The organism is Allokutzneria oryzae, from assembly GCF_042429765.1.
GTDB classification, from domain to species: Bacteria; Actinomycetota; Actinomycetes; order Mycobacteriales; family Pseudonocardiaceae; genus Allokutzneria; species Allokutzneria oryzae.
Map to the genome: position 1 here is coordinate 157,782 of NZ_JBHLZU010000033.1, position 21,174 is coordinate 178,955.

A 21,174-nucleotide genomic window follows, 5' to 3' on the forward strand; every position below is an offset into this window, starting at 1 on the left:
CGCTACCGATGGAAGATGCTAGCCGCCCCGTGCGACGCTCCCCACCGCATTCCCCGGGCTACCGCAGTTCGCCGCCGACGAGCCCGCCGAGCCACTCCCCGCCCAGCACGTGCAGGTGCGCGTGGAAGACGGTCTGCCCTGCCTGCTCCCCGGTGTTGAACAGCAACCGGTAACCGGACTCGGCGATTCCCTCCTGCTCGGCGACGACCCCGGCGGCGACGACGAGCTCGGCGACCACCTCGGGCCGACCGGCGGCGAGCGCGGCGGCGTGCGGGTAGTGCTCCCGGGGGATGACGAGCACGTGGGTGGGCGCCTGCGGGTTGATGTCCCGGAACGCGAGCACGTTCTCGCTCTCGTGCACGATCTTGGCCGGGATCTCCCCGACGGCGATCCGGCAGAACAAGCAGTCCGACCCCGCAGCGCTCATGCCCGAAAGGCTAGTGGAGCCGCCAGGCCGACAAGGACGCTGGTCACCTCCGCGGGCACGCCAGGAGGCCCCATCCGGCAAGCCACCCGAGCGGCGAGACGACCGCATCGGCGCGTCCCGGTCTCCCCGCGCCACGCCCACGCCACGCGCGTCTCAGTCTCCCCGCGCCACGCCCACGCCACACGCGTCCCAGCCTCCCCGCGCCACGCCCACGCCACGCGCGTCCCAGTCTCCCTGCGCCGCCCCCCGCGCCACACGCGTCCGGGTCTCCCCGCGCTGCCCCCGCGCCACACGCGTCCCAGTCTCCCCGCGCCACGCACACCTGCACGTGGCGACACACCACCTCACCCACACCTGGCGTCCACCACACGTGGCCCTGGTTCGCGTTTTGTCACCTTTTTGCGAAAGAGAGCGCTCCCATTTCGCATCAAGGTGACAAAACGCGAAATCCCTGAGCGCGCCAGCCCACGCACACCGCAGCGCGGCGTGGGCGGAAGGGGCACGAGGGCACGAGGGCGTGCACGGGGGGGAGGGGGGGAGGGGGGAGGACGGAGTGGGGCGTGGGAGTGGGCGGAGACGCGAAGCGTTGGGTAGGGGGTGCGTCGCGGCGAGGCCTGGGGGTTACCCCGCCGCGACGCAGCCCACGCCGGACCGAGGGGGGAGGTGTCCGGCGATCCTTCGGGTGCCCGTCACCCGAGGTCTCCCACGGTGGGAACCGTCGACGTCGCCGGTCGAGCGGCTCCGATGCCGTTGGCCACCGAGAGTAACGCGTGCCGCCGCCTGTCCGCTACATACTCGGCCAGCTCCGCACAACGTTCGAGCCCTTAATGCGCCCGTCCGGTTATGCAAGGACCGTTCGCATTCGTTGGCGGTGGGGCGCCGATCAGGCCCGCCACCGCTGGGTGAGTACTCCAAGCGCACCCAGGGCCACTGCTCCGGCCGTCGACGCGCGGAGCACCGTGGGGCCCAGCCGCACCGCGTGCGCTCCCGCCTCGGTGAGCGCGGCGACCTCGTCGTCGGTGATGCCGCCCTCGGGGCCGACCACGATGATCAAGTCACCCTCAGTGGGCAGCGGCACCTCCGGCAGCGGCACCGTCGCGGACTCGTGCAGCACCAGCGCGCCCGCCCCGGCGCGGACCAGCGCGGCGAGCTGCTTGGTGCTGACCGGCTCGCCGACCTCGGGCAGCCGGGAGCGGCGGGCCTGCTTGGCCGCCTCCCGCGCGGTGGAGCGCCACTTGGCCAGGGCCTTCGCCCCGCGCGGGCCGTCGTCCCAGCGGGCGACGCACCGGGAGGCGCGCCACGGCAGGACCGCGTCCACCCCGGCCTCGGTCGCCAGCTCCACCGCGAGCTCCCCGCGGTCGCCCTTGACCAGCGCCTGTGCCAGCACGACCCGCGGCGCGGGCTCGGGCTCGCGCCAGGCGCGCAGGACCCGCAGGTCCAGCGCGCCGGACTCGACGTGGGCGATGTCGCAGTGCGCGAGGCCGCCGGTGCCGTCGGAGAGCAGCAGCCGCTGCCCGGCGCGCAACCTGCGCACCGTGGCCGCGTGCCTGCCCTCGGGGCCGTCGAGCACCGCCGCCGGACCCGTCGGCAGGGCGTCCACCAGGAACACCGGCAGCCCGGCGGTGGAGTCCGCTACCCCTTCTTCCCCCGCCACGTCCTTCAACGCCGCCGGAGCCGGGAGAACAGACCGCCGCCGTGGCCGCGCCCGTTGGTGGCCAGCTCCGGCTGGTCCTCCCCGCGCAGCGCGGCGAGCTGGCGCAGCAGGTCGGCCTGCTTGCTGTCGAGCTTGGTCGGGACGACGACCTCGACGTGCACGTGCAGGCTGCCCCGGCCGTCCACGCGCCCGGACGAGCGCAGCCGGGGCATGCCGCGCCCGCTGAGCACCAGCTCGGTGTTGGGCTGCGTCCCCGGTTCCAGGTTCAGCTCCTCCTCGCCGTCCAAGGTCTCCAGCGGGATCGTCGTGCCCAGCGCGGCCGAAGTCACCGGCACCCGGATGGTGCAGTGCAGGTTGTGGCCGTCGCGGGTGAAGACCTCGTGCTGCAGCTCCTCGACCTCGACGTAGAGGTCGCCTGCGGGGCCGCCGCCGGGGCCGACCTCGCCCTGGCTGGCCAGCCGCACCCGCATGCCGTCGGCGACGCCCGGCGGGATCTTCGCGGTGATGGTGCGGCGGGCGCGGACCCTGCCGTCGCCGCCGCACTGCTGGCACGGGTCGGGGATGACCTCGCCGAAGCCGCGGCAGGTCGGGCACGGGCGGGCGGTGACGACCTGGCCGAGGAACGAGCGCTGCACGGACTGGACCTCGCCGCGCCCGGAGCAGGTGTCGCAGGTGACCGGGCGGGAGTCGTTGGCGCAGCCGGAACCGGAGCAGGTGGTGCACAGCACCGCGGTCTCCACGCTGATCTCGCGGGTGACGCCGCTGTTGCACTCCTCAAGGGTCAGCTCGGCGCGGATCAGCGCGTCCGAGCCGGGCTGGACGCGGCTGCGCGGGCCGCGCCCGCCGCCACCGGCGCCCCCGCCGAAGAAGGCGTCCATGATGTCGCCGAGGCCGAAGCCGCCGAAGGGGTCGCCGCCCATGCCGCCGCCACCGCCACCGCGCATCCCGGCGGAGGGGTCGAGCGGGTCCGCGCCGAGGTCGACGAGCTTGCGCTTCTCCGGGTCGGATAGCACCTCGTAGACGGCGCTGACCTCGCGGAAGCGCTGCTGGGCCTCCGGGTCAGGGTTGACGTCGGGGTGCAGCTCGCGGGCGAGCTTGCGGTAGGCGCGCTTGAGCTGCTCGGGTGTTGCGTCCCGGCTGACTCCGAGCGTGCCGTAGTAGTCCCTGGCCACTGCGAATCCTCCCGCCGTGGCACGCGTGCGCGCGTCACGGCCAGTTCATTCATTCCTTGTCCGGCGGGTCAACGACCAGCCAGGATCTCTCCCACGTATGCGGCAACGGCTCGCACCGACGCCATGGTTCCCGCGTAGTCCATCCTCGTCGGCCCGACGACGCCCATCCCGCCGAGGATCATCCCCGGCGAGCCGTAGCCGATGGAGACCACCGAGGTGCTGCGCATCTCCTCGGCCTCGTTCTCCTCGCCGATCCGCACGGTCACCGTGGACGGGTCGCGCGAGGCCGCGAGCAGCTTGAGCACGACGACCTGCTCCTCCAGTGCCTCCATCACCTTGCGCAGGGAGCCCGGGAAGTCGGTGACGTTGCGGGTGAGGTTGGCGGTGCCACCGAGCACCAGCCGTTCCTCGGGGTGTTCCACCAGCGACTCGATCAGCACCGTGCAGACCCGCAGCATGGTGTCCCGCAGGTCCGGCGGCGCCTCCTCCGGAAGCTCGGCGACCAGGGCGGAGGCCTCGGTGAGCCGCCTGCCGACGAGCGTGGAGTTCAGCACGGTGCGCACCCGCGAGGTGGCGTCCTCGGTGATCACGTCGCCGAGCTCGACGACGCGCTGGTCCACCCGGCCGGTGTCGGTGATCAGCACCAGCATCAGCCGGGCTGGGGTGATCGAGACGACCTCGACGTGCCGCACGGTGGAGCGGGTCAGCGTCGGGTACTGCACGACGGCGACCTGCCTGGTGAGCTGCGCGAGCAGCCGCACGCTGCGCCGCATGACCTCGTCGAGGTCCAGCGTGCCGTCCAGGAAGTGCTGGATGGCACGCCGCTCCGCCGAGGACAGCGGCTTGACCTCGTGCAGCCGGTCGACGAACAGCCGGTAGCCCTTGTCGGTGGGCACCCGCCCCGCGCTGGTGTGCGGCTGGGCGATGTAGCCCTCCTCCTCCAGCGCGGCCATGTCGTTGCGGACGGTGGCGCTGGAGACGCCGAGGTTGTGCCGGTCGACGATGGCCTTGGAACCGACGGGCTCGTGTGTGGAGACGTAGTCCGCGACGATGGCGCGAAGAACCTGCAGGCGTCGTTCGTCTGCGTTCACCACACGTCACCTCCGACACGCCACTCCGCCGTATGAACGTCAAGTCTATGCGGTCGCACCGACCGTTTCAGACACCCACGAGATCCCGGTGGTCAGGCCAGGAGGCGGTGGACCAGGGCGTCGGCGAGCAGGCGGCCCCGGCGGGTCAGCACGCAACGGTCCCCCGCGTAGGCGGTCGCGTCCAGGAGGCCGTCGGTGACCGCTCGCCGCGCTTCGGCGACCGCCGTGGCGGGCAGCGCGGACACCGGCAGGCCCTTGGCGAGGCGGATCTCCAGCAGCACCCGCTCCTCGTGGGACTCCGCCGGGGTGAGGGTCTCCCGGCCCGCCGCCGGGGAGTCGCCCTCGGCGAGGACGCCCGCGTAGCGCGCCGGGTGCTTGACGTTCCACCAGCGGACCCCGCCGACGTGGCTGTGGGCGCCGGGGCCGAAGCCCCACCAGTCGCCGCCGAGCCAGTAGCCGAGGTTGTGGCGGCACTCCGCGTCCTGGCCGGGCAGCGCCCAGTTGGACACCTCGTACCACCGCATGCCCGCCCCGCCGAGCACGTCGTCGATCATCTCGTAGCGGTCGGCGAGCACGTCGTCGTCGGGGGCGGGCAGGTCGCCGCGGGAGATGCGGCGGGCCAGGGCTGTGCCCTCCTCCACGATCAGCGCGTAGGCCGAGACGTGGTCCACGCCCGCCGACAGCACCGCTTCCAGGGACGACTTGAGGTCGGCGTCGGTCTCGCCCGGCGTGCCGTAGATGAGGTCGAGGTTCACGTGCTCGATCCCCACCGAGCGCGCTTCGCGGGCGGCAGCGACCGCTCGTCCCGCCGTGTGCTTGCGGTCGAGGATCTTCAGCACGTGGCTCGCCGCGGACTGCATGCCCAGCGACACCCGCGTGTAGCCCGCCTCGCGCAGGCCCGCGAAGAACTCCGGTGAGGTCGACTCCGGGTTGGACTCCGTGGTGACCTCCGCGCCCGGCGCGAGTCCGAAGGTGGACCGGATGCCGCCGAGGACCTCGGTGAGGCCGGGGACGCCGAGCAGCGAGGGCGTGCCGCCGCCGACGAAGACCGTTTCCACCGGCGGGGCGGAGCCGAGGACGCGTGCGGCCAGGTCGAGCTCGCGCTTGAAGCCGGCGAGCCAGGACTCCGGCGAGGCCGAGGAGCCCAGCTCACCGGGGGTGTAGGTGTTGAAGTCGCAGTAGCCGCAGCGCGCCGCGCAAAACGGGACGTGGACGTACACGCCGAACGGACGGGTGCCGAGGCCCTCCAGCGCGGAGGGTGGCAGCACCCCGGTTGACGGGGCCGGATCGCCGGTCGGCAGGGCTGAGGGCATACCACCAGTGTCTCAGCATCCGGATGGTGGTAGACCACGCCGTGGACGCGTGGCATCGTCGAGGCATGACCTCGGATGGCCTGCCGCTCGTGGCTCGGCGCCACGTGGACCAGTTGCGCGTGGCCAGTTCCCTGTGTCGGCGCGGTATCTGACCGCGCCGAATTCTGTCTTCATCCAGTCGGCGCCGGTCGCGTCGGCTGAGGTCCCACCCGCCTTGTCGGGGCTCTGCCTGCGCGCACCAGCGCTCCAGACCCCGGAGGTCGGACTCCAATGGTCCCCCCTACCACCACGGCATCCCGGCGCCCGCAACAGCGCCGGGGCGAGGGGCAATGGGCGCTTGGCTACCGCGAGCCGCTGAACCCCAACGAGCGCTCGAAGAAGGACGACAACCCGCTCAACGTCCGCGCCCGCATCGAGAACATCTACGCGCACCGGGGCTTCGACTCGATCGACCCGGGTGACCTGCGCGGGCGTTTCCGCTGGTACGGCCTGTACACCCAGCGCAAGCCCGGCATCGACGGCGGCCGGACGGCCGTGCTGGAGCCGGAGGAGCTCGACGACGAGTACTTCATGCTGCGGGTGCGCATCGACGGCGGCGCGCTGACCACCGAGCAGCTGCGCGTGGTGGGGGAGATCTCGCAGACCTACGCGCGCGACACCGCCGACATCACCGACCGGCAGAACATCCAGTACCACTGGATCCGGATCGAGGACGTGCCGACGATCTGGCAGAAGCTGGAAGCGGTCGGCCTGAGCACCACCGAGGCGTGCGGCGACAGCCCGCGCGTCGTGCTGGGCTCCCCGGTGGCCGGGATCTCCGCCGACGAGGTCATCGACGGGACGCCCGCGATCACCGAGATCGTCCGCCGCTACATCGGCGACCCGGCGTACTCGAACCTGCCGCGCAAGTTCAAGTCGGCGATCTCCGGGCAGCAGGACATCGCGCACGAGGTCAACGACGTCTCCTTCGTCGGGGTGGAGCACCCCGAGCACGGGCCGGGCTTCGACGTGTGGGTCGGCGGGGGCCTGTCGACCAACCCGATGATCGCGCAGCGGCTGGGCGTGTGGGTCCCGCTGGACGAGGTCCCGGACGTGTGGGAGGCGGTGATCAGCGTCTTCCGCGACTACGGCTACCGCAGGCTGCGGCACCGGGCGCGGATCAAGTTCCTGGTCAAGGACTGGGGCGTTGCGAAGTTCCGCGAGGTGGTGGAGACCGAGTACCTCAAGCGCCCCATGCTCGACGGTCCCGCGCCGGAGCAGCTGGCCCGGCCGGTCGACCACGTCGGCGTGCACCCGCAGAAGGACGGCCGGTTCTACGTCGGCGCGGCGCCGGTGGCCGGGCGCGTGTCGGGCTCGACGCTGGTGTCGCTGGCCAAGGCGGCGGAGCGCGCCGGATCGCGGCGGATCGCCTTCACCCCGCACCAGAAGGTCGTCGTGCTCGATGTCGCGGAGCAGGACGTGCCGACGCTGTCGGAGGAGCTGACCAAGCTCGGGTTGCGGCCGAACCCCTCGCCGTGGCGGCGCTCCACCATGGCGTGCACCGGGATCGAGTTCTGCAAGCTCGCGATCGTGGAGACCAAGGCCCGCGCACTGTCCCTTGTGGACCAGCTGGAGGAGCGGCTCGCCGACATCCAGTCCACTCTGGACACTCCAGTGAGCATCCACATCAACGGCTGCCCCAACTCCTGCGCCCGCATCCAGGTCGCCGACATCGGCCTCAAGGGCCAGATCGTCGCCGACTCCGACGGCGAGCAGGTCGAGGGCTTCCAGGTCCACCTCGGCGGCGGGCTCGGCCTGGACTCCGGTTTCGGCAGGAAGCTGCGGGGCCACAAGGTGACCTCGGCCGAGCTGGGTGACTACGTGGAGCGCGTCGTGCGCAACTTCGTCAAGCAGCGCGAGGAGGGCGAGCGGTTCGCCCAGTGGGTGGCTCGCGCCGAGGAGGCCGATCTGCGATGAGCGAGAGGGCGTCCGCTTTCTACTGCCCGTACTGCGGCGAGGAGGACCTTCGCCCCGAGCCGGAGCCGCACGGGGCCTGGTTGTGCGGTGGGTGCCGTCGGGTGTTCGCCGTGAAGTACGTCGGGTTGTCATCCACCACTGCGGAGGTGAGCAGGTGACCACGCGCACCGACTCGGAGCTGCGTGAACTGGCTGAGAAGGCATCCGTGGAGTTCGCGGACGCCAGTGCGGGAGAGGCGCTGGCGTGGGTGGCGCGGACCTTCGGGGACCGGTGGATCGTCGCGTCGAACATGCAGGACGCCGTGCTCATCGACCTCGCCACCAAGGTGAAGCCGAATGTTGACGTGTTGTTCCTGGAGACCGGCTACCACTTCGCGGAGACCATCGGCACGCGCGACGCGGTGGAGACGGTCTACGACGTGACCATCGTCAACGCGCAGGCCGAGCAGAGCGTCGCCGAACAGGACGCGGAGTACGGCGAGGACCTGTTCGCCCGCGATCCCGGCAAGTGCTGCGCGCTGCGGAAAGTCGTTCCGCTGCAACGGACACTGGCGCGCTACGACGCGTGGGTGACCGGTGTGCGGCGGGTGGACGCTCCGACGCGGGTGAACACACCGATCGTGCAGTGGGACGAGCGCAACGGGCTCGTCAAGGTCAACCCGATCGCGGCGTGGACGGACGAGGAGTTCAACCACTACATCGCCGAACACGGAATCCTGGAGAACCCCTTGGTGCAGGAGGGATATCCGTCCATCGGTTGCGCGCCGTGCACGGCGAAGCCGCTGCCGGGAGCCGATCCGCGCAGTGGCCGCTGGGCCGGGCTCGCCAAGACGGAGTGTGGTTTGCATGGGTAACGCCGTCGTCCAGGACAACCTGGCGGCTCTCGAAGCGGAAGCGATCCACATCTTCCGCGAGGTGGCGGGCGAGTTCGACCGGCCGGTGATCCTGTTCTCCGGCGGCAAGGACTCCACGTTGCTGGTCCACTTGGCGTACAAGGCTTTCTGGCCCGCGCCGATCCCGTTCCCGTTGCTGCACGTGGACACCGGGCACAACTTCGACGAGGTCATCGAGTTCCGCGACAACCTCGTGGAGCGGCTCGGCGCGCGGCTGGTGGTGGCCAAGGTCCAGGACTGGATCGACGACGGCCGCCTCACCGAGCGCCCCGACGGCACGCGCAACCCGTTGCAGACGGTGCCGCTGCTCGACTCGATCACCGAGGGCAAGTTCGACGCGGTGTTCGGCGGCGGGCGGCGGGACGAGGAGCGGGCGCGGGCGAAGGAGCGGATCTTCAGCCTGCGCAACGCCTTCGGCCAGTGGGACCCGCGCCGCCAGCGCCCGGAGCTGTGGAGCCTCTACAACGGCCGTCACCGCCCCGGTGAGCACGTGCGGGTGTTCCCGCTGTCCAACTGGACCGAGCTCGACGTGTGGCGCTACATCGAGCGGGAGAACATCGAGCTGCCGTCGATCTACTTCGCCCACCGGCGCGAGGTCTACCAGCGAGACGGCATGTGGCTCACTTCGGGCCCGTGGGGCGGGCCGAGGGAGAACGAGCCGGTCACCGAGATGACAGTGCGCTACCGCACCGTCGGTGACGGCTCGTGCACCGGGGCCGTGCGGTCCGATGCGTCCACTGTGGACGAGGTGATCGCCGAGGTGACGGCCAGCAGGCTCACCGAGCGCGGGGCCACCCGTGCCGACGACCGGCTCTCCGAGGCCGCCATGGAAGACCGCAAGCGGGAAGGCTACTTCTAGTGAGCGAGTTCACGAGCGAACCATCCACCACAGCAGCGCCGCTCGCGGCTCACCGAGCTTGCGAGGTGCAGCCGTGAGCGACCTGCTGAGGCTCGCGACCGCGGGCAGTGTGGACGACGGGAAGTCCACTTTGGTCGGACGCCTGCTCTACGACACGAAGTCGGTGCTCGCCGACACCCTCGAAGCGGTGCACCGCGCCAGCGCCGACCGGGGTCTGTCCACTCCGGACTTGTCGCTGCTCGTGGACGGACTGCGGGCGGAGCGCGAGCAGGGCATCACCATCGACGTGGCCTACCGCTACTTCGCCACGCCCAACCGCAGCTACGTGCTCGCCGACACCCCGGGCCACGTGCAGTACACCCGCAACACCGTGACCGGCGCGTCCACCGCGCAGCTCGCGGTCCTGCTGGTGGACGCGCGGAAGGGCGTGCTGGAGCAGACCCGCAGACACGCGGCGGTACTGGCACTGCTCGGTGTGCCCCGCCTCGTGCTCGCGGTCAACAAGATCGACCTGGTCGGCTTCGACAAGACGGTGTTCGACACGATCGCGCGGGAGTTCACCGAGCACGCCACCGGCCTCGGCTACACCGCCGACGCGCTGGTGATCGTGCCGGTGTCCGCGCTGCACGGCGACAACGTGGTCGAGCGCTCCGAACAGACGCCCTGGTACACCGGGCCGACCCTGTTGGAGCACCTGGAGTCCGTCCCGGTCGCGCCGGACCCGCGTGACGTCCCACTGCGTTTCCCGGTGCAGTACGTGATCCGCCCGCGCACCCCCGAGCACCCCGACTACCGGGGCTACGCCGGGCAGGTCGCGGCCGGTGTCGTGGTCCCTGGCGACGAGGTCGTGGTCCTCCCCTCGGGCAGGCGCAGCCGCGTCGAGCGGGTGGAGACCGCCGACGGGCCGCTCTCCGAGGCGACCGCCGGCCAGTCGGTCACCGTGCTGCTGGCCGACGACATCGACATCTCGCGCGGCGACGTGATCGCGGCGGCCGACGACCAGCCCAAGCTCGTCGACGAGCTGGACGCCACCGTGTGCTGGCTGGCCGAGAAGCCGCTGCGCGCGGGTGCCAGGGTGCTGGTCAAGCACGGGACCAGGACCGTGCAGGCCATCGTCACCGAGCTGTCCGGGCGCTTCGACGAGCAGCGGCTGTCCATTGTGGAGAGCCCGGAGTCCTTGTCGCTCAACGAGATCGGCCGCGTCGTCCTGCGCACCTCGGAACAGCTCCCTGTCGACGACTACGTGGCGAGCCGCCGGACCGGCTCGTTCCTGGTGATCGACCCGGCCGACGGCGGCACCCTCGCCGCGGGACTCGTCGGCGCGCCACTCCCGCTCCGGGAGGGCGCCACCGTCTCGCTCGCCGAGCGCGACCTCGTCTCCCCCGGTCCCTGACCACCAGCCGCACCTCGCCACCAGGAGGCCCCGTGCGCACCGCCCTGTTCCGCAGCACCGCGTTAGTCATCTCGGCCGCGCTGGCGCTCAGCGCGTGCACCCGTGCCGACGGCGGGCCAGCGGAGACGAAACCGGTCGCGGAGGCGGGACCGGCCGCCGAGCTGCGGCTGGGGTTCTTCCCGAACGTCACGCACGCGGCCGCGCTGGTGGGCATCGACAAGGACAAGGGGTTCATCGCCAAGGAGCTGGGATCGACCAAGCTCAGCACCCAGGCGTTCAACGCGGGCCCGTCGGCGATCGAGGCGCTGCTGTCCGGGTCGCTGGACGCCACGTTCGTCGGCCCCAACCCGACGATCAACGCCTTCACCAAGACCAAGGGCGAGGCGGTCAGGCTGATCGCGGGCGCGGCCTCCGGTGGCGCGCAGCTCGTGGTGAGGCCCGAGATCACCTCGGTTGAGCAGTTGCGCGGCAAGACGATCGCCACCCCGCAGCTCGGCGGCACGCAGGACGTCGCGCTGCGCGCCTGGCTGGCGGAGAAGGGCCTGAAGGTGGACACCACCGGCGGCAACGACGTCAAGGTGCTGACCACCGACAACCCGCAGACCTTCGACGCGTTCCGAAGTGGACAGTTGGACGGCGGGTGGCTGCCGGAACCCTGGGCCTCACGACTGGTGCTGGAGGCGGGCGCGAGGGTGCTCGTCGACGAGCGGCAGCTGTGGCCCGATGGCAAGTTCCCGACCACGGTGCTGATCGTGCGGACCGAGTTCGCCAAGAAGCACCCGCAGACCGTGCGGGCGTTGCTGCGCGGGCACGTCGCGGCGGTGCGGTGGCTCAACTCCGACACCGCCGCCGCGAAGAAGGTCGTCAACACCGGGCTGGCGAAGAACGCGGGCAAGCCGCTCGCGGACTCGGTGCTGGACCGCGCCTTCAGCCAGATCGAGTTCTCGTTCGACCCTCTTGCGGGGCGTTTCCCCAAGCTGTCCAAGGACGCCGTGACCGCGGGTGTGACCAAGCAGGAGATCGACCTCAAGGGTCTCGCCGACGTCGGCGCGCTGAACGAAGCGCTGAAAGCCGCCGGTGTGGCCACAGTGGACGCTTCCGGGCTCGACAAGAAGTGAGGTTGGCCATGACCGCGACTCTCGAACACGTCACTGAGGCTCGGCGCATGATCGACACGGTGGTGCGACTGCGCGGAGTCGGCAAGTCCTTCGGCACGGTCGCGGCGCTGGACGGCGTCGACCTCGACGTTGAGCCCGGCGAGTTCGTCTGCCTGCTCGGCGCTTCCGGCTGCGGCAAGTCCACGTTGCTGTCACTGGTCGCCGGTTTGGACCGGCCGACGACCGGCACCGTCGAAGTCCACAGTGGACGACCGGCCGTCGTCTTCCAGGAACCGGCGCTGATGCCGTGGCTCACCGCGGCGCGCAACGTCGAGCTTCCGTTGAGGCTGCGCGGGATCGGCAAGGCGGAGCGCACCGAGAGAGCGGCGCGGCTGCTCGACCTGGTGCGGCTCGGCGAGGTCGGCGGCAAGCGCCCGCACCAGCTCTCCGGCGGCATGCGGCAGCGAGTCGCGCTGGCCCGAGCGCTCGCGACGACCCTGGACGACACCGAGACGGCCGCGCCGCTGCTGCTGATGGACGAGCCGTTCGCGGCGCTGGACGCGATCACCCGCGACGTGCTCCAGGCCGAGCTGCGCCGGATCTGGGCGCAGACCGGCACGTCCGTGCTGTTCGTGACCCACGACGTGCGCGAGGCCGTGCGGCTGGGGCAGCGCGTGGTGCTGCTGTCCTCGCGACCCGGCCGCGTCGTCCGCGAGTGGCAGGTCGGCGAGGGCGGCGAGGAGCTGGCGCGGGAGATCACAACGGAACTGCGAGGGGTGATCTCCAGCCATGCCAGAGGTTGACCGCGGGCAGGAGGACGTCGCGCGGCTCGAAGCGGGCCTGGACGCGCTCGACGTGCCCGCTCCGGCGTCCCAGGGACCGAGTGGACTGCGCCGGTTCGCCGCTGTGGTGCTGCCGCCCGTTGTGGCCGTCGCGCTGATCATCGTGGCGTGGCAGGCGTTGTGGGCCTCGGCACTGTGGCCGGAGTGGAAGCTGCCGTCGCCGCTGGCGGTGGCGGGCGAAGTGCTCCGGTTGGCCCGGGAAGGCCAGATCACTGAGACGCTGTGGACCTCGACCCACCGCGCTGTGCTCGGCTTTCTCGTGGCGGTGGCGATCGGAACACCGCTGGGGCTGGTCGTGGCGCGCGTCAGGGTGGTGCGCGCCGCGATCGGCCCACTGCTGAGCGGCCTGCAGAGCCTGCCGTCGGTGGCGTGGGTCCCGGCGGCGGTGCTGTGGCTGGGCCTGAACGACTCGATGATCTACGCGGTGGTGCTGCTGGGCGCGGTGCCCTCGATCGCCAACGGCCTGGTGGCCGGGATCGACCAGGTGCCGCCGCTGTTGCTGCGCGTGGGCGCGGTGCTGGGCGCGGGCCGCCTCCAGTCGGCGCGGCACGTGCTGCTCCCCGCCGCGCTCCCCGGTTACCTCGCGGGCCTCAAGCAGGGCTGGGCCTTCTCCTGGCGCTCACTGATGGCGGCGGAGATCATCGCCCGCTCCCCCGACCTGGGCATCGGCCTCGGCCAGCTCCTGGAGCAAGGCCGCCTGCTCACCGACATGTCCACCGTCATCACCGCGATCCTGCTCATCCTCACGGTGGGCATCGGCGTGGAACTCCTCTTCTTCCGCCCCCTGGAGCGCCAGGTCCTCCGCTCCCGCGGCCTCACCGGAGCCCCCTCATGACCGCCATTCGCGGGCTTATCGACCGTTCCGGAGCTCCGCAGGAGTCCATAAGCCCGCGAATGGCAGGAAGGGGGACGGGATGAGTGGGGTTCCGCTGGTGGCGGTGGCGCACGGGAGTCGTGATCCGCGCTCAGCGGCTTCGGTGGCGGAGCTGCTGGAGGTCGTGCGCGGGCTGCGACCGGGGCTGGACGTGCGTGCGGCGTTCCTCGACCTGTCCGCGCCTCGGCTGACCGAGGTGCTGCAAGGCGTCCACGGCGAAGGCCATCGGTCCGCGGTCGTGGTGCCCTTGTTGCTGGGCAGTGCTTTCCACGCGCGGGTGGACGTTCCTGGCGCGGTGGCCGAGACCGTCGCGCGGTACCCGTTGCTGGACGTGCGGATCGCCGACGTGCTCGGCCCCGATCCGCGGTTGGAGTCGGCGGCGTGGCGGCGGTTGCTGGCCGCGGGCGTCGATCCCGCCGATCCGGAGCTGGGCGTGGTGCTGGCGGCGGCCGGGTCCTCGCACGCACCCGCGAACGCCGCCGTCGCGGAGGTGGCCCGGCGGTGGGAGAGCGGGTCGAGGTGGGCGGGTGTCGAAGCGGCGTTCGCCGCCTCGGCGCAGCCTGACGTGCCCTCCGCCGTCGCGCGGCTGCGGGCTCGCGGGGCGCGGCGGATCGCCGTGGCGTCGTGGTTCCTCGCGCCGGGGAGGCTGCCCGACCGGGTCATCGGCCTTGCCGGGCCGCGGGCCGTGGTGGCCGCACCGCTCGGGGACGACGTCGAGGTCGCCGAGCTCGTGCTGCACCGGTTCGACGCCGCGCTCGGCGCCCGTTCGGCCGACGCGGTGCGGTACGCGTGAGGACCCTGCGGATCGACCCCACGGCCGTGCTCGTCGCGGCCGTGCTGATCGCCGCCGCCATTCTCGGCCTTATACCGGCGGTGCCGTGGTGAGCAATTCCACGCGACCCAGGCTTCCTGATCCCACAATTGAAATCACTGAAGGCGACATCCTACTTTCGTCGCATCACCGGAACGCATTGCTCGTGCGAGGCTCGCTTTCCTCCCGCCAGTGAAGCCGGGAGAATACTTTTCCCAAAGCGAGGTTTCGTCGATGACCCCTGCCCGCATCGCCCTCACCGCGGCACTGGCCGTCGCCCCCGTGCTCGCGTTGGCCGCCCCGGCGTCAGCCGCAGCGCCCTCCACGGTGGCGTTCAGCTGCCAGGCGAAGACCCCGATCGGCCCGATCACGGCGAGCGTCACCCAGGAGATGACCGCGACCGCCCCGGCGACCGTGGCCCCCGGCGCCGAGTTCGAGCTGGTCTTCGACCCGCCGGCCAGCAAGATCCCCGCCGAGATCAACGGCGTGCAGGTCCGCGAGGTCAAGAACTTCAAGCTGGGCGTGCCGGTCCCCGCGAACTCCTCGTTCGTCTCCGTGGCGCTCTCCGGCGGCTCCGGCATCGGCAAGCCGACCATCGTCCAGGAGGGCGGGACCATGGTGGTCACGCTGGCCGGACCGCTCAAGGGCGGCGCGGCCATCGAGCTGCCCACCATCACCGTCAAGCTGAAGGCGGGCGCGTCCGGGACCATCGAGAGCAAGCTCGGCGGGACCAGCTTCGACAAGCCCGGACTGACCTTCACCGGCACCGCGGCGTTCGGCCCGCTGCCGGTCGACGCGCCGGTGGCCTGCTTCCCGAACCCGAACCCGGCTCTGACGACCACGAGGATCGGCTGAGCCGCCCGTGCGGGCGCCGTCCCTGCTCCGGCGCCCGCACGGAAACGCGCACCCCCGACCTTCGGCGGGTTACCCGGAGGTAGGCCTCGTGTGATGCTCGCATTCCCGCCGCCGTTGTCGGGAATCGCTGAAGAAGCGAGGTCAGAAGATGTCCCCTGCATCTCGAATCGCCTTCACCGCCACCGTGGCCACCGCCTCCTTGATCGCGCTGGCCCTCCCCGCCGCCGCAGCCCCTGTCACATTCACCTGCGAGGCGTCCACCCCCATCGGCAAGGTCTCCGCCTCGCTGAACCAGGAAGTCACCGCTTCCGCCCCCGCCACCGTCGCCGCGGGCGGGGATATCGCCATCGTGGTCGACCCCGCGCCGAACAAAGTCCCTGCCAAGGTCGGCGACTACACGCTGAAAGAGGTCAAGAACTTCGCACTGAAGATTCCGGTACCGGCGAACTCAACGTATGTCTCGGCGAGTCTGTCGGGCGGTTCCGGCGTCGGAACCGCCACCGTGTCCCACGAGAACGGGACCCTCGTGCTGAAACTGTCCGGAGCCCTCGCGGGCGGCGCGGACTTCGAGCTGCCCACCGTCACCGTGAACCTGAAGGCCGGCGCTTCCGGGACGATCTCCTCGAAGCTCGGTGGCACCTCGTTCAGCGACCCCGGGCTCACCTTCACCGCCACCGCGCAGACGATCATCGGCCCGATCAACGCGCCGACGGCCTGCTACCCCAACCCCAACCCCGCGCTCACCACCACGACGATCGGCTGACCGACGGCTGCCCGTGGCGGGGCTCGCACCCCGCCACGGGAGCCTAGAGTGCGGGACATGGCTGACGAGCTGGTGCACTACTCCGTCGAGCGCGGGGTCGCGACGATCACGCTGGACTCCCCGCACAACCGCAACGCGCTGTCGGCGCAGCTGCGCCGCGAGCTGCGCGAGCACCTGACCACCGCGATCGCCGCGCCCGAGGTCCGGGTGATCGTGCTGGACCACACCGGCACGGTGTTCTGCTCGGGCATGGACCTCAAGGAGTCCAAGGGCGCGGGCTCCTCGGACCAGGGGGTCAACGAGTTCCCGGAGATCCTGTCGCTGATCTGGGACAGCCCCACCCCCGTCGTGGCCAAGCTGGCCGGTCCGGCGCGCGCGGGCGGCGTCGGCCTGATCGCCGCCGCCGACATCGCGGTCGCCGCGACCGAGGCCAGCTTCGCGTTCACCGAGGTGCGCATCGGCGTGGTGCCCGCGGTGATCTCGGTGACCGTGCTGCCGCGCCTGCTGCCCAGGGCCGCGCACGAGCTGTTCCTGACCGGCGAGAAGTTCGACGCCACCAGGGCCGCCCAGGTCGGCCTGATCAACTCCGCGGTGCCCGCCGACCAGCTGGACGCCGAGGTGCGCCGCTACACCGACATGCTGGCGCTCGGCGCGCCGCAGGCGCTCGCGGCGACCAAGCAGATGCTGCGCCGCCAGCCCGTGACCATGGCCGACGACTTCGCGGCGATGCTGGAGCTGTCCGCCAAGCACTTCGCGGGCGAGGAGGGGCAGGAGGGCATCGCCTCGTTCCTGCAGAAGCGCCCCGCCTCCTGGGTGCCGCAGGACTGACCGAAGGGCAGGGGCCGACTCGGCCCTTGCCCCCACCCCTCGGCAACTTGTTATAGTTGTATGCAAACAAGGGGTGATCATATGGTCCAGCGTCCACCGAAGTTCCTCCGCCGGCTCCTGCTGACCGCCGCGCCGCCGCTGATCGCACTGGGCGCCGTCCGGCTGACGCAGACCTCCCTCGCCGGGCGGCTGCCCGACTCACTCGCCACGCACATCGGCCTGAGTGGCAGGGCCGACCGCTTCGCCTCCACGGCCCAGTTCCTGTTCGCCACCACCATGATGATCGGCCTGCTCGGGGCGTTCTTCCTGGTCCTGGTCGTGGTGATGCGCGGGAACCCGCACGGCCAGCGCTTCATGGTCACCGGGAGCTTCGCGGTCAGCACCCTGCTCGGCCTGCTGCACGGTGTCGTCCTGCTGTCCAACCTCGACGTCGCCGACGCCACCACGGTCACCTTCTCGGGGTGGGGCATCGCCGTGCCGATCGTGGCCGCCGTGCTCGCGGGCGCGCTGGGCTATGCGCTCGCCGGGCACGTACCCGCCCCGGAGCGCACCGGACCACTGCCGGAGGACGCGCCCCGCATCACGCTCGCGGCCGAGGAACGCGCCAGCTGGAGCCAGACCATGACCACGCGGCTGCCGTTGCTCGGCGGCGGAGTCCTGTTCGTCGGCGTGCTCACCGCCGCGATCAGCGTCGAGTGGTCGGTCGCCATCGCGCTCCTGCCCGCGCTCCTGCTCCTGATCACCTCCTCGGTGCGGGTCACCGTGGACGGCGCCGGGCTGTCGGTGCGGCTGTCGCTGGTCGGCTGGCCGCGCAAGCGGATCGCACTCAGCGAGATCAAGGTCGTGCACGTGAAGACCATCCGGCCGTTCAAGGACTTCGGCGGCTGGGGCTACCGGTTCAACGGCGCGGCGTCCGGCGTGGTGCTGCGCACGGGCGAGGCGCTGGTCGTCGAGCTGACCAACGGCACCGAGTTCGTTGTCACCGTGGACAACGCGGAGACCGGCGCGGCGCTGCTGAACACCCTCGCCGAACGGTCGAGGACACTGGGCTGACCATGTTGATCAGAATCGACCCGTCCTCGTCGGTCCCGCTCGGGGACCAGGTCGCGGCGTCCGTGCGCGGCAGCATCGCCGACGGCGCCGTCAAGGCCGGCGACCGGCTGCCGCCCGCCCGCGAGCTGGCGAGTTCACTCGGCATCAACCTGCACACGGTGCTGCGCGGCTACCAGCAGCTGCGCGACGAGGGCCTGATCGAGCTGCGCCGGGGGCGGGGCGCGGTGGTGGCCGACGGCGCCAGCGACCACCGCGCGGAGCTGGCGCGGCTCACCAGGGAGCTGGTCGCGGCCGCGCGGCGGCTCGGGCTCGGCGACCAGGAGGTCCTGGAGCTGGTGCGCGCCGAGCTCAGTTCGCGGTGAGCCGCAGGACGAGCCGGGGGTTGGCGTCAGCCGCTTCCTCCAGCACGTCGCGCACCTTGCCGTAAGCCTCCGGGTCCTCCTCGGCGAGCACGTGGTGGTCGGTCCACACCAGCACGTGGTTGCCGACCGGCAGCCAGGAGAGGTCAACGAGGCAGTCGTAGAGCGCGTCCAGGTTCCGTCCGAAGTAGGACGGGAAGGACATGGCCTTGGCGATGGCGTCGATCGCCGCCGACTTCGAGTGCACGGCAGAGCCGTCGACCACATGCCTGGTCGTCATGCCTCACCTCGCTGGGAAAAGGTCATCGGGACGTGTCGACGACGATGAAGCTCTTGTAGTGGTCGCCGGTGTAGTACACCTCGCCGGTCTTGCCGGTCACCAACCTCCGCGCGCCGCGGGTGTTCTCCCCCGGCGTGGGCACGGTGAACTCGCGGTAGTAGCCGCGGTTCTTGCTCGGCAGGATCCCTTCGCGGTTGAAGAAGTCCACGTTGTCGTTCTTCGGGTACTTGTACGGCCCGCCGGCGCGGATCGTCTGCCAGGTGTTCCCCGCCTCCTTGGGCAGGGAGCTCAGCGGGCAGACCTGGAGCTTGCTGTCCGCGGCTCCGGGAACGGCGGACTGCGCCGAGGCGGTGGAGCAGGCGCTGGGCCCGGCCTGCCCGCCGCCTGCGAACAGGTCGCGGGCGAGCCAGCCGAGCACGACGAGCGCGACCAGTCCGACGAGGGCCGCCGTGATCCGTCTGCGCGAGGTCACGACGCTTGTTCCCGCTTGCGGGCCGCGTTCTTGCGGGCGGTGCTCAGCGCGGCGGACACCCGGTCGACCCCGCGGTCGATGCCGAGGGCGACTCCCCAGCACGCCGGCAGCAACACGGCCATCACCAGGACGAACTGGAAGGGGAACCACAACCCGGCCACCCAGAACTCCACGCTGTCCCACCAGGAGACCAGCCAGTCAAACACGAGCAGAACCATACGCCCAGCACTCGCAGTGACCGTCGTCACGGGCACTGTCCGGTGCGCGGCGCTAGGTTTCGACCATGTTCGCCGTGTATGCCGACGCCCCGAACCCCGACGACCCGCTTGCCGGCCTTGTGGTCGGCGAACGCCCGGAACCGCAGGTCCCCGACGGCTGGGTGCCGGTGACCGTGCGCGCGGCCAGCCTGAACATGCACGACCTGTGGACGCTGCGCGGCGTCGGGATCAAGGCGGAGCGCTTCCCGATGATCCTCGGCTGCGACGGAGCGGGCGTGCTCGCCGACGGCACCGAGGTGGTGCTGCACTCGGTGATCTCCTCGCCGGGCTGGACCGGGGACGAGACCCTGGACCCGAGGCGCTCGCTGCTCACCGAGCTGCACCAGGGCACCTTCGCCGACACCGTGGTGGTGCCCGCGGGCAACGTGCTGCCCAAGCCCGCCTCGCTCAGCTTCGCCGACGCGGCCTGCCTGAGCACCGCGTGGCTGACGGCCTACCGGATGCTGTTCGTGAAGTCCGAGCTGCGCCCCGGCCAGACCATGCTGGTGCAGGGCGCCTCGGGCGGTGTGGCCACCGCGCTGGTCCAGCTCGGCCGCGCCGCGGGGCTGCGGGTGTGGGCGACCGGGCGCAGCGAGGCCAAGCGCGAGCTGGCCGCCGAGCTCGGCGCGCACGCCACCTTCGAGTCGGGCGCGCGGCTGCCGGAGAAGGTCGACGGCGTCTTCGAGACCATCGGCGAGGCCACCTGGGGCCACTCCATGCGCAGCCTCAAGCCGGGCGGCGTGATCGTCTGCTCCGGCTCGACCACGGGGCCGAACCCGCCAGCGGACCTGCAGCGGCTGTTCTTCCTCCAGCTGCGCGTCGTCGGCTCGACCATGGGCACCCGCGCGGAGCTGGCCGACCTGATGTCGTTCATGGACGTCGCGGGCCTGCGGCCGAGGATCGGCATGGAGCTCCCGCTGGAGCGGGCCGAGGAGGGCTTCCGGGCGATGCTGGACGGCGACACCGCCGGCAAGATCGTCTTCGTCCGGTAGCACCGATCGAAACATCGATGAACGGCCCCGGCCCGTGAGCGGAAACCGTTAGACTCGCGCTGCCCGAACCCCGGGCGTGCATAAGAAAACAGGGTGCCCGTAACAACAATTGCTGGACCGCGTTTCGGGGCGGTCCGTAGCGGTCATGCGGATTCATCCTCGAACCGAACCGGTCCGGCGCGCAGAAGGAACCGAGGAAGTGGGGGCTTCCGATCATGATGCGAGTCGGCTACATCACCGGAGACAGACCAGCCGCGACGTGGATCTACACGCTCAACGGCGATCTCTACGGTCTGAACATCGTCGACGTCTGGTACGACGCGGTGGAGGTTCTGGCACAACCTCCCCGGGACGACGTCGACGTGTGGCTTGTGGATCACGAGGCGATGACCGGTCACTGGGAGGTTTTCGACCGGCACCGCGAACGGGACGGCGGGCTCGTCCCGGTCATCGTTGTCTGTGCCAGTGAGGAACAGGTGGCCCGCACCCTGCGCCGCAGGGTCAACGCGGTGCTGACCGAGCCCGTCGGGGCCTGGGACGTGCTGTGCGCGGTGTCCGCGGCGGCAAGCGGCGAGCTGTTCATCTCGCCGCGGATGCTGCGCCAGTACAGCCAGGAGATCATCCACCTCCTGTCGCCGAGCAACCAGCGGCCGGAGGAGGAGCTGACCGAACGGGAGACCGAGGTCCTGAGGTTGTTGGCGGAGGGGATGTCCAACTCCCGGATCGCCGCCTACCTGCACATCTCCAGCGCCACGGTGGGCACGCACGTGCTCAGCATCCGGCGCAAGCTGCAGGCGGCCAACCGCACGGAAGCGGTCGTCCAGGCCTATCGCATGGGCCTGGTCACCAACCGGTCGGCGCTGGAGAGCAGCGCGATCTGACACACCGGTGAAAGGGCCCGGCGGTCACCTCGGGGGAGGTAGGACCGCCGGGC

At 71.2% G+C, this 21,174-nt stretch carries 24 protein-coding genes; 16 read left to right on the top strand and 8 right to left on the bottom strand.

All coding sequences use genetic code 11. The features are described from left to right. Window positions 1–58: 58 nt before the first annotated feature. The 5 genes from ACFFQA_RS35250 to hemW all read right to left on the bottom strand — a co-directional run bounded on the left by ACFFQA_RS35250 (window position 59) and on the right by hemW (window position 5,657). Entirely contained in the window at window positions 59–427 is a 369-nt protein-coding gene (locus tag ACFFQA_RS35250; RefSeq protein WP_377861850.1) for a histidine triad nucleotide-binding protein, read from the bottom strand. Window positions 428–1,310: 883 nt separating this feature from the next. Beyond that, window positions 1,311–2,081 (bottom strand): 16S rRNA (uracil(1498)-N(3))-methyltransferase, encoded by a 771-nt coding sequence (locus tag ACFFQA_RS35255; RefSeq protein ID WP_377861853.1) that lies wholly within the window; start codon window positions 2,079–2,081, stop codon window positions 1,311–1,313. Between the two features lie 5 nt (window positions 2,082–2,086). Next, complete coding sequence (gene dnaJ, locus ACFFQA_RS35260) at window positions 2,087–3,253, bottom strand: molecular chaperone DnaJ (RefSeq protein ID WP_377861856.1); 1,167 nt, start codon at window positions 3,251–3,253, stop codon at window positions 2,087–2,089. Between the two features lie 68 nt (window positions 3,254–3,321). Further along, window positions 3,322–4,347 (bottom strand): heat-inducible transcriptional repressor HrcA, encoded by a 1,026-nt coding sequence (gene hrcA, locus ACFFQA_RS35265; protein WP_377861859.1) that lies wholly within the window; start codon window positions 4,345–4,347, stop codon window positions 3,322–3,324. An 89-nt stretch (window positions 4,348–4,436) separates the two neighbouring features. After that, a complete protein-coding gene (hemW, locus tag ACFFQA_RS35270) occupies window positions 4,437–5,657 on the bottom strand; it encodes a radical SAM family heme chaperone HemW (protein WP_377861862.1) in 1,221 nt (406 codons plus the stop codon). A gap of 270 nt (window positions 5,658–5,927) precedes the next feature. Here hemW and ACFFQA_RS35275 point away from each other — a divergent pair, with 270 nt between their 5' ends. The 14 genes from ACFFQA_RS35275 (at window position 5,928) to ACFFQA_RS35340 (ending at window position 18,242) form a co-directional block, all read left to right on the top strand. Further along, window positions 5,928–7,613: a nitrite/sulfite reductase gene (locus ACFFQA_RS35275; protein ID WP_377861864.1), complete on the top strand. Its 1,686-nt coding sequence runs from the start codon at window positions 5,928–5,930 to the stop codon at window positions 7,611–7,613. Then, window positions 7,610–7,771 (top strand): Insertion element protein, encoded by a 162-nt coding sequence (locus ACFFQA_RS35280; RefSeq protein WP_377861867.1) that lies wholly within the window; start codon window positions 7,610–7,612, stop codon window positions 7,769–7,771. Before ACFFQA_RS35275 ends, ACFFQA_RS35280 begins: the two co-directional genes overlap by 4 nt. After that, window positions 7,768–8,466: a phosphoadenylyl-sulfate reductase gene (locus ACFFQA_RS35285; RefSeq protein WP_377861870.1), complete on the top strand. Its 699-nt coding sequence runs from the start codon at window positions 7,768–7,770 to the stop codon at window positions 8,464–8,466. Before ACFFQA_RS35280 ends, ACFFQA_RS35285 begins: the two co-directional genes overlap by 4 nt. After that, the gene (cysD, locus tag ACFFQA_RS35290) at window positions 8,459–9,364 is read left to right on the top strand and encodes a sulfate adenylyltransferase subunit CysD (protein WP_377861873.1); all 906 of its coding nucleotides are present in this window, start codon (window positions 8,459–8,461) and stop codon (window positions 9,362–9,364) included. The genes ACFFQA_RS35285 and cysD overlap by 8 nt, the downstream gene beginning before the upstream one ends. 73 nt (window positions 9,365–9,437) lie before the next feature. Continuing rightward, window positions 9,438–10,757 (top strand): sulfate adenylyltransferase subunit 1, encoded by a 1,320-nt coding sequence (locus ACFFQA_RS35295; RefSeq protein WP_377861876.1) that lies wholly within the window; start codon window positions 9,438–9,440, stop codon window positions 10,755–10,757. 32 nt (window positions 10,758–10,789) lie between these two features. Then, window positions 10,790–11,875, top strand: a complete 1,086-nt coding sequence (locus ACFFQA_RS35300; protein ID WP_377861878.1) for an ABC transporter substrate-binding protein — start codon at window positions 10,790–10,792, stop codon at window positions 11,873–11,875. Between the two features lie 8 nt (window positions 11,876–11,883). Next, window positions 11,884–12,657 (top strand): ABC transporter ATP-binding protein, encoded by a 774-nt coding sequence (locus ACFFQA_RS35305; RefSeq protein ID WP_377861881.1) that lies wholly within the window; start codon window positions 11,884–11,886, stop codon window positions 12,655–12,657. Further along, on the top strand, window positions 12,644–13,531 hold the full coding sequence (locus tag ACFFQA_RS35310) for an ABC transporter permease (RefSeq protein ID WP_377861884.1): 888 nt from the start codon (window positions 12,644–12,646) through the stop codon (window positions 13,529–13,531). Before ACFFQA_RS35305 ends, ACFFQA_RS35310 begins: the two co-directional genes overlap by 14 nt. Before the next feature lie 79 nt (window positions 13,532–13,610). Beyond that, window positions 13,611–14,363: a sirohydrochlorin chelatase gene (locus tag ACFFQA_RS35315; RefSeq protein ID WP_377861886.1), complete on the top strand. Its 753-nt coding sequence runs from the start codon at window positions 13,611–13,613 to the stop codon at window positions 14,361–14,363. 252 nt (window positions 14,364–14,615) lie between these two features. Further along, window positions 14,616–15,236, top strand: coding sequence for a cyclase (locus tag ACFFQA_RS35320; RefSeq protein WP_377861889.1), 621 nt, complete (start codon window positions 14,616–14,618; stop codon window positions 15,234–15,236). A gap of 148 nt (window positions 15,237–15,384) precedes the next feature. Beyond that, on the top strand, window positions 15,385–15,999 hold the full coding sequence (locus tag ACFFQA_RS35325; protein WP_377861892.1) for a cyclase: 615 nt from the start codon (window positions 15,385–15,387) through the stop codon (window positions 15,997–15,999). Window positions 16,000–16,056: 57 nt separating this feature from the next. Continuing rightward, entirely contained in the window at window positions 16,057–16,827 is a 771-nt protein-coding gene (locus ACFFQA_RS35330) for an enoyl-CoA hydratase-related protein (protein ID WP_377861894.1), read from the top strand. Window positions 16,828–16,908: 81 nt separating this feature from the next. Next, on the top strand, window positions 16,909–17,880 hold the full coding sequence (locus tag ACFFQA_RS35335; RefSeq protein ID WP_377861897.1) for a hypothetical protein: 972 nt from the start codon (window positions 16,909–16,911) through the stop codon (window positions 17,878–17,880). 2 nt (window positions 17,881–17,882) lie between these two features. Next, on the top strand, window positions 17,883–18,242 hold the full coding sequence (locus ACFFQA_RS35340; RefSeq protein ID WP_377861900.1) for a GntR family transcriptional regulator: 360 nt from the start codon (window positions 17,883–17,885) through the stop codon (window positions 18,240–18,242). On the opposite strand, the gene ACFFQA_RS35345 is transcribed toward ACFFQA_RS35340, so the two are convergent. The 3 genes from ACFFQA_RS35345 to ACFFQA_RS35355 are packed head-to-tail and all read right to left on the bottom strand — an operon-like array spanning window position 18,229 to window position 19,197. Continuing rightward, window positions 18,229–18,519, bottom strand: coding sequence for a barstar family protein (locus ACFFQA_RS35345; RefSeq protein WP_377861903.1), 291 nt, complete (start codon window positions 18,517–18,519; stop codon window positions 18,229–18,231). The genes ACFFQA_RS35340 and ACFFQA_RS35345 overlap by 14 nt on opposite strands. 22 nt (window positions 18,520–18,541) lie before the next feature. After that, entirely contained in the window at window positions 18,542–18,991 is a 450-nt protein-coding gene (locus ACFFQA_RS35350) for a guanyl-specific ribonuclease (RefSeq protein ID WP_377861906.1), read from the bottom strand. Beyond that, the gene (locus ACFFQA_RS35355) at window positions 18,988–19,197 is read right to left on the bottom strand and encodes a hypothetical protein (protein WP_377861909.1); all 210 of its coding nucleotides are present in this window, start codon (window positions 19,195–19,197) and stop codon (window positions 18,988–18,990) included. Before ACFFQA_RS35355 ends, ACFFQA_RS35350 begins: the two co-directional genes overlap by 4 nt. A gap of 77 nt (window positions 19,198–19,274) precedes the next feature. Between ACFFQA_RS35355 and ACFFQA_RS35360 the strand changes: the two genes are divergently transcribed. After that, window positions 19,275–20,240, top strand: coding sequence for a zinc-binding dehydrogenase (locus tag ACFFQA_RS35360; protein WP_377861912.1), 966 nt, complete (start codon window positions 19,275–19,277; stop codon window positions 20,238–20,240). A 215-nt stretch (window positions 20,241–20,455) separates the two neighbouring features. Beyond that, window positions 20,456–21,121: a response regulator transcription factor gene (locus ACFFQA_RS35365; protein ID WP_377861916.1), complete on the top strand. Its 666-nt coding sequence runs from the start codon at window positions 20,456–20,458 to the stop codon at window positions 21,119–21,121. Window positions 21,122–21,174 lie beyond the last annotated feature (53 nt).

What these genes read in the sequence shown, in the direction of transcription:
- ACFFQA_RS35250 (WP_377861850.1), bottom strand. Translation starts at nt 427, where the DNA reads ATGAGCGCTGCGGGGTCGGACTGCTTGTTCTGCCGGATCGCCGTCGGG.
- hemW (WP_377861862.1), bottom strand. Translation starts at nt 5,657, where the DNA reads ATGCCCTCAGCCCTGCCGACCGGCGATCCGGCCCCGTCAACCGGGGTG.
- ACFFQA_RS35275 (WP_377861864.1), top strand. Translation starts at nt 5,928, where the DNA reads ATGGTCCCCCCTACCACCACGGCATCCCGGCGCCCGCAACAGCGCCGG.
- ACFFQA_RS35280 (WP_377861867.1), top strand. Translation starts at nt 7,610, where the DNA reads ATGAGCGAGAGGGCGTCCGCTTTCTACTGCCCGTACTGCGGCGAGGAG.
- cysD (WP_377861873.1), top strand. Translation starts at nt 8,459, where the DNA reads ATGGGTAACGCCGTCGTCCAGGACAACCTGGCGGCTCTCGAAGCGGAA.
- ACFFQA_RS35305 (WP_377861881.1), top strand. Translation starts at nt 11,884, where the DNA reads ATGACCGCGACTCTCGAACACGTCACTGAGGCTCGGCGCATGATCGAC.
- ACFFQA_RS35310 (WP_377861884.1), top strand. Translation starts at nt 12,644, where the DNA reads ATGCCAGAGGTTGACCGCGGGCAGGAGGACGTCGCGCGGCTCGAAGCG.
- ACFFQA_RS35315 (WP_377861886.1), top strand. Translation starts at nt 13,611, where the DNA reads ATGAGTGGGGTTCCGCTGGTGGCGGTGGCGCACGGGAGTCGTGATCCG.
- ACFFQA_RS35320 (WP_377861889.1), top strand. Translation starts at nt 14,616, where the DNA reads ATGACCCCTGCCCGCATCGCCCTCACCGCGGCACTGGCCGTCGCCCCC.
- ACFFQA_RS35325 (WP_377861892.1), top strand. Translation starts at nt 15,385, where the DNA reads ATGTCCCCTGCATCTCGAATCGCCTTCACCGCCACCGTGGCCACCGCC.
- ACFFQA_RS35330 (WP_377861894.1), top strand. Translation starts at nt 16,057, where the DNA reads ATGGCTGACGAGCTGGTGCACTACTCCGTCGAGCGCGGGGTCGCGACG.
- ACFFQA_RS35335 (WP_377861897.1), top strand. Translation starts at nt 16,909, where the DNA reads ATGGTCCAGCGTCCACCGAAGTTCCTCCGCCGGCTCCTGCTGACCGCC.
- ACFFQA_RS35340 (WP_377861900.1), top strand. Translation starts at nt 17,883, where the DNA reads ATGTTGATCAGAATCGACCCGTCCTCGTCGGTCCCGCTCGGGGACCAG.
- ACFFQA_RS35345 (WP_377861903.1), bottom strand. Translation starts at nt 18,519, where the DNA reads ATGACGACCAGGCATGTGGTCGACGGCTCTGCCGTGCACTCGAAGTCG.
- ACFFQA_RS35360 (WP_377861912.1), top strand. Translation starts at nt 19,275, where the DNA reads ATGTTCGCCGTGTATGCCGACGCCCCGAACCCCGACGACCCGCTTGCC.
- ACFFQA_RS35365 (WP_377861916.1), top strand. Translation starts at nt 20,456, where the DNA reads ATGATGCGAGTCGGCTACATCACCGGAGACAGACCAGCCGCGACGTGG.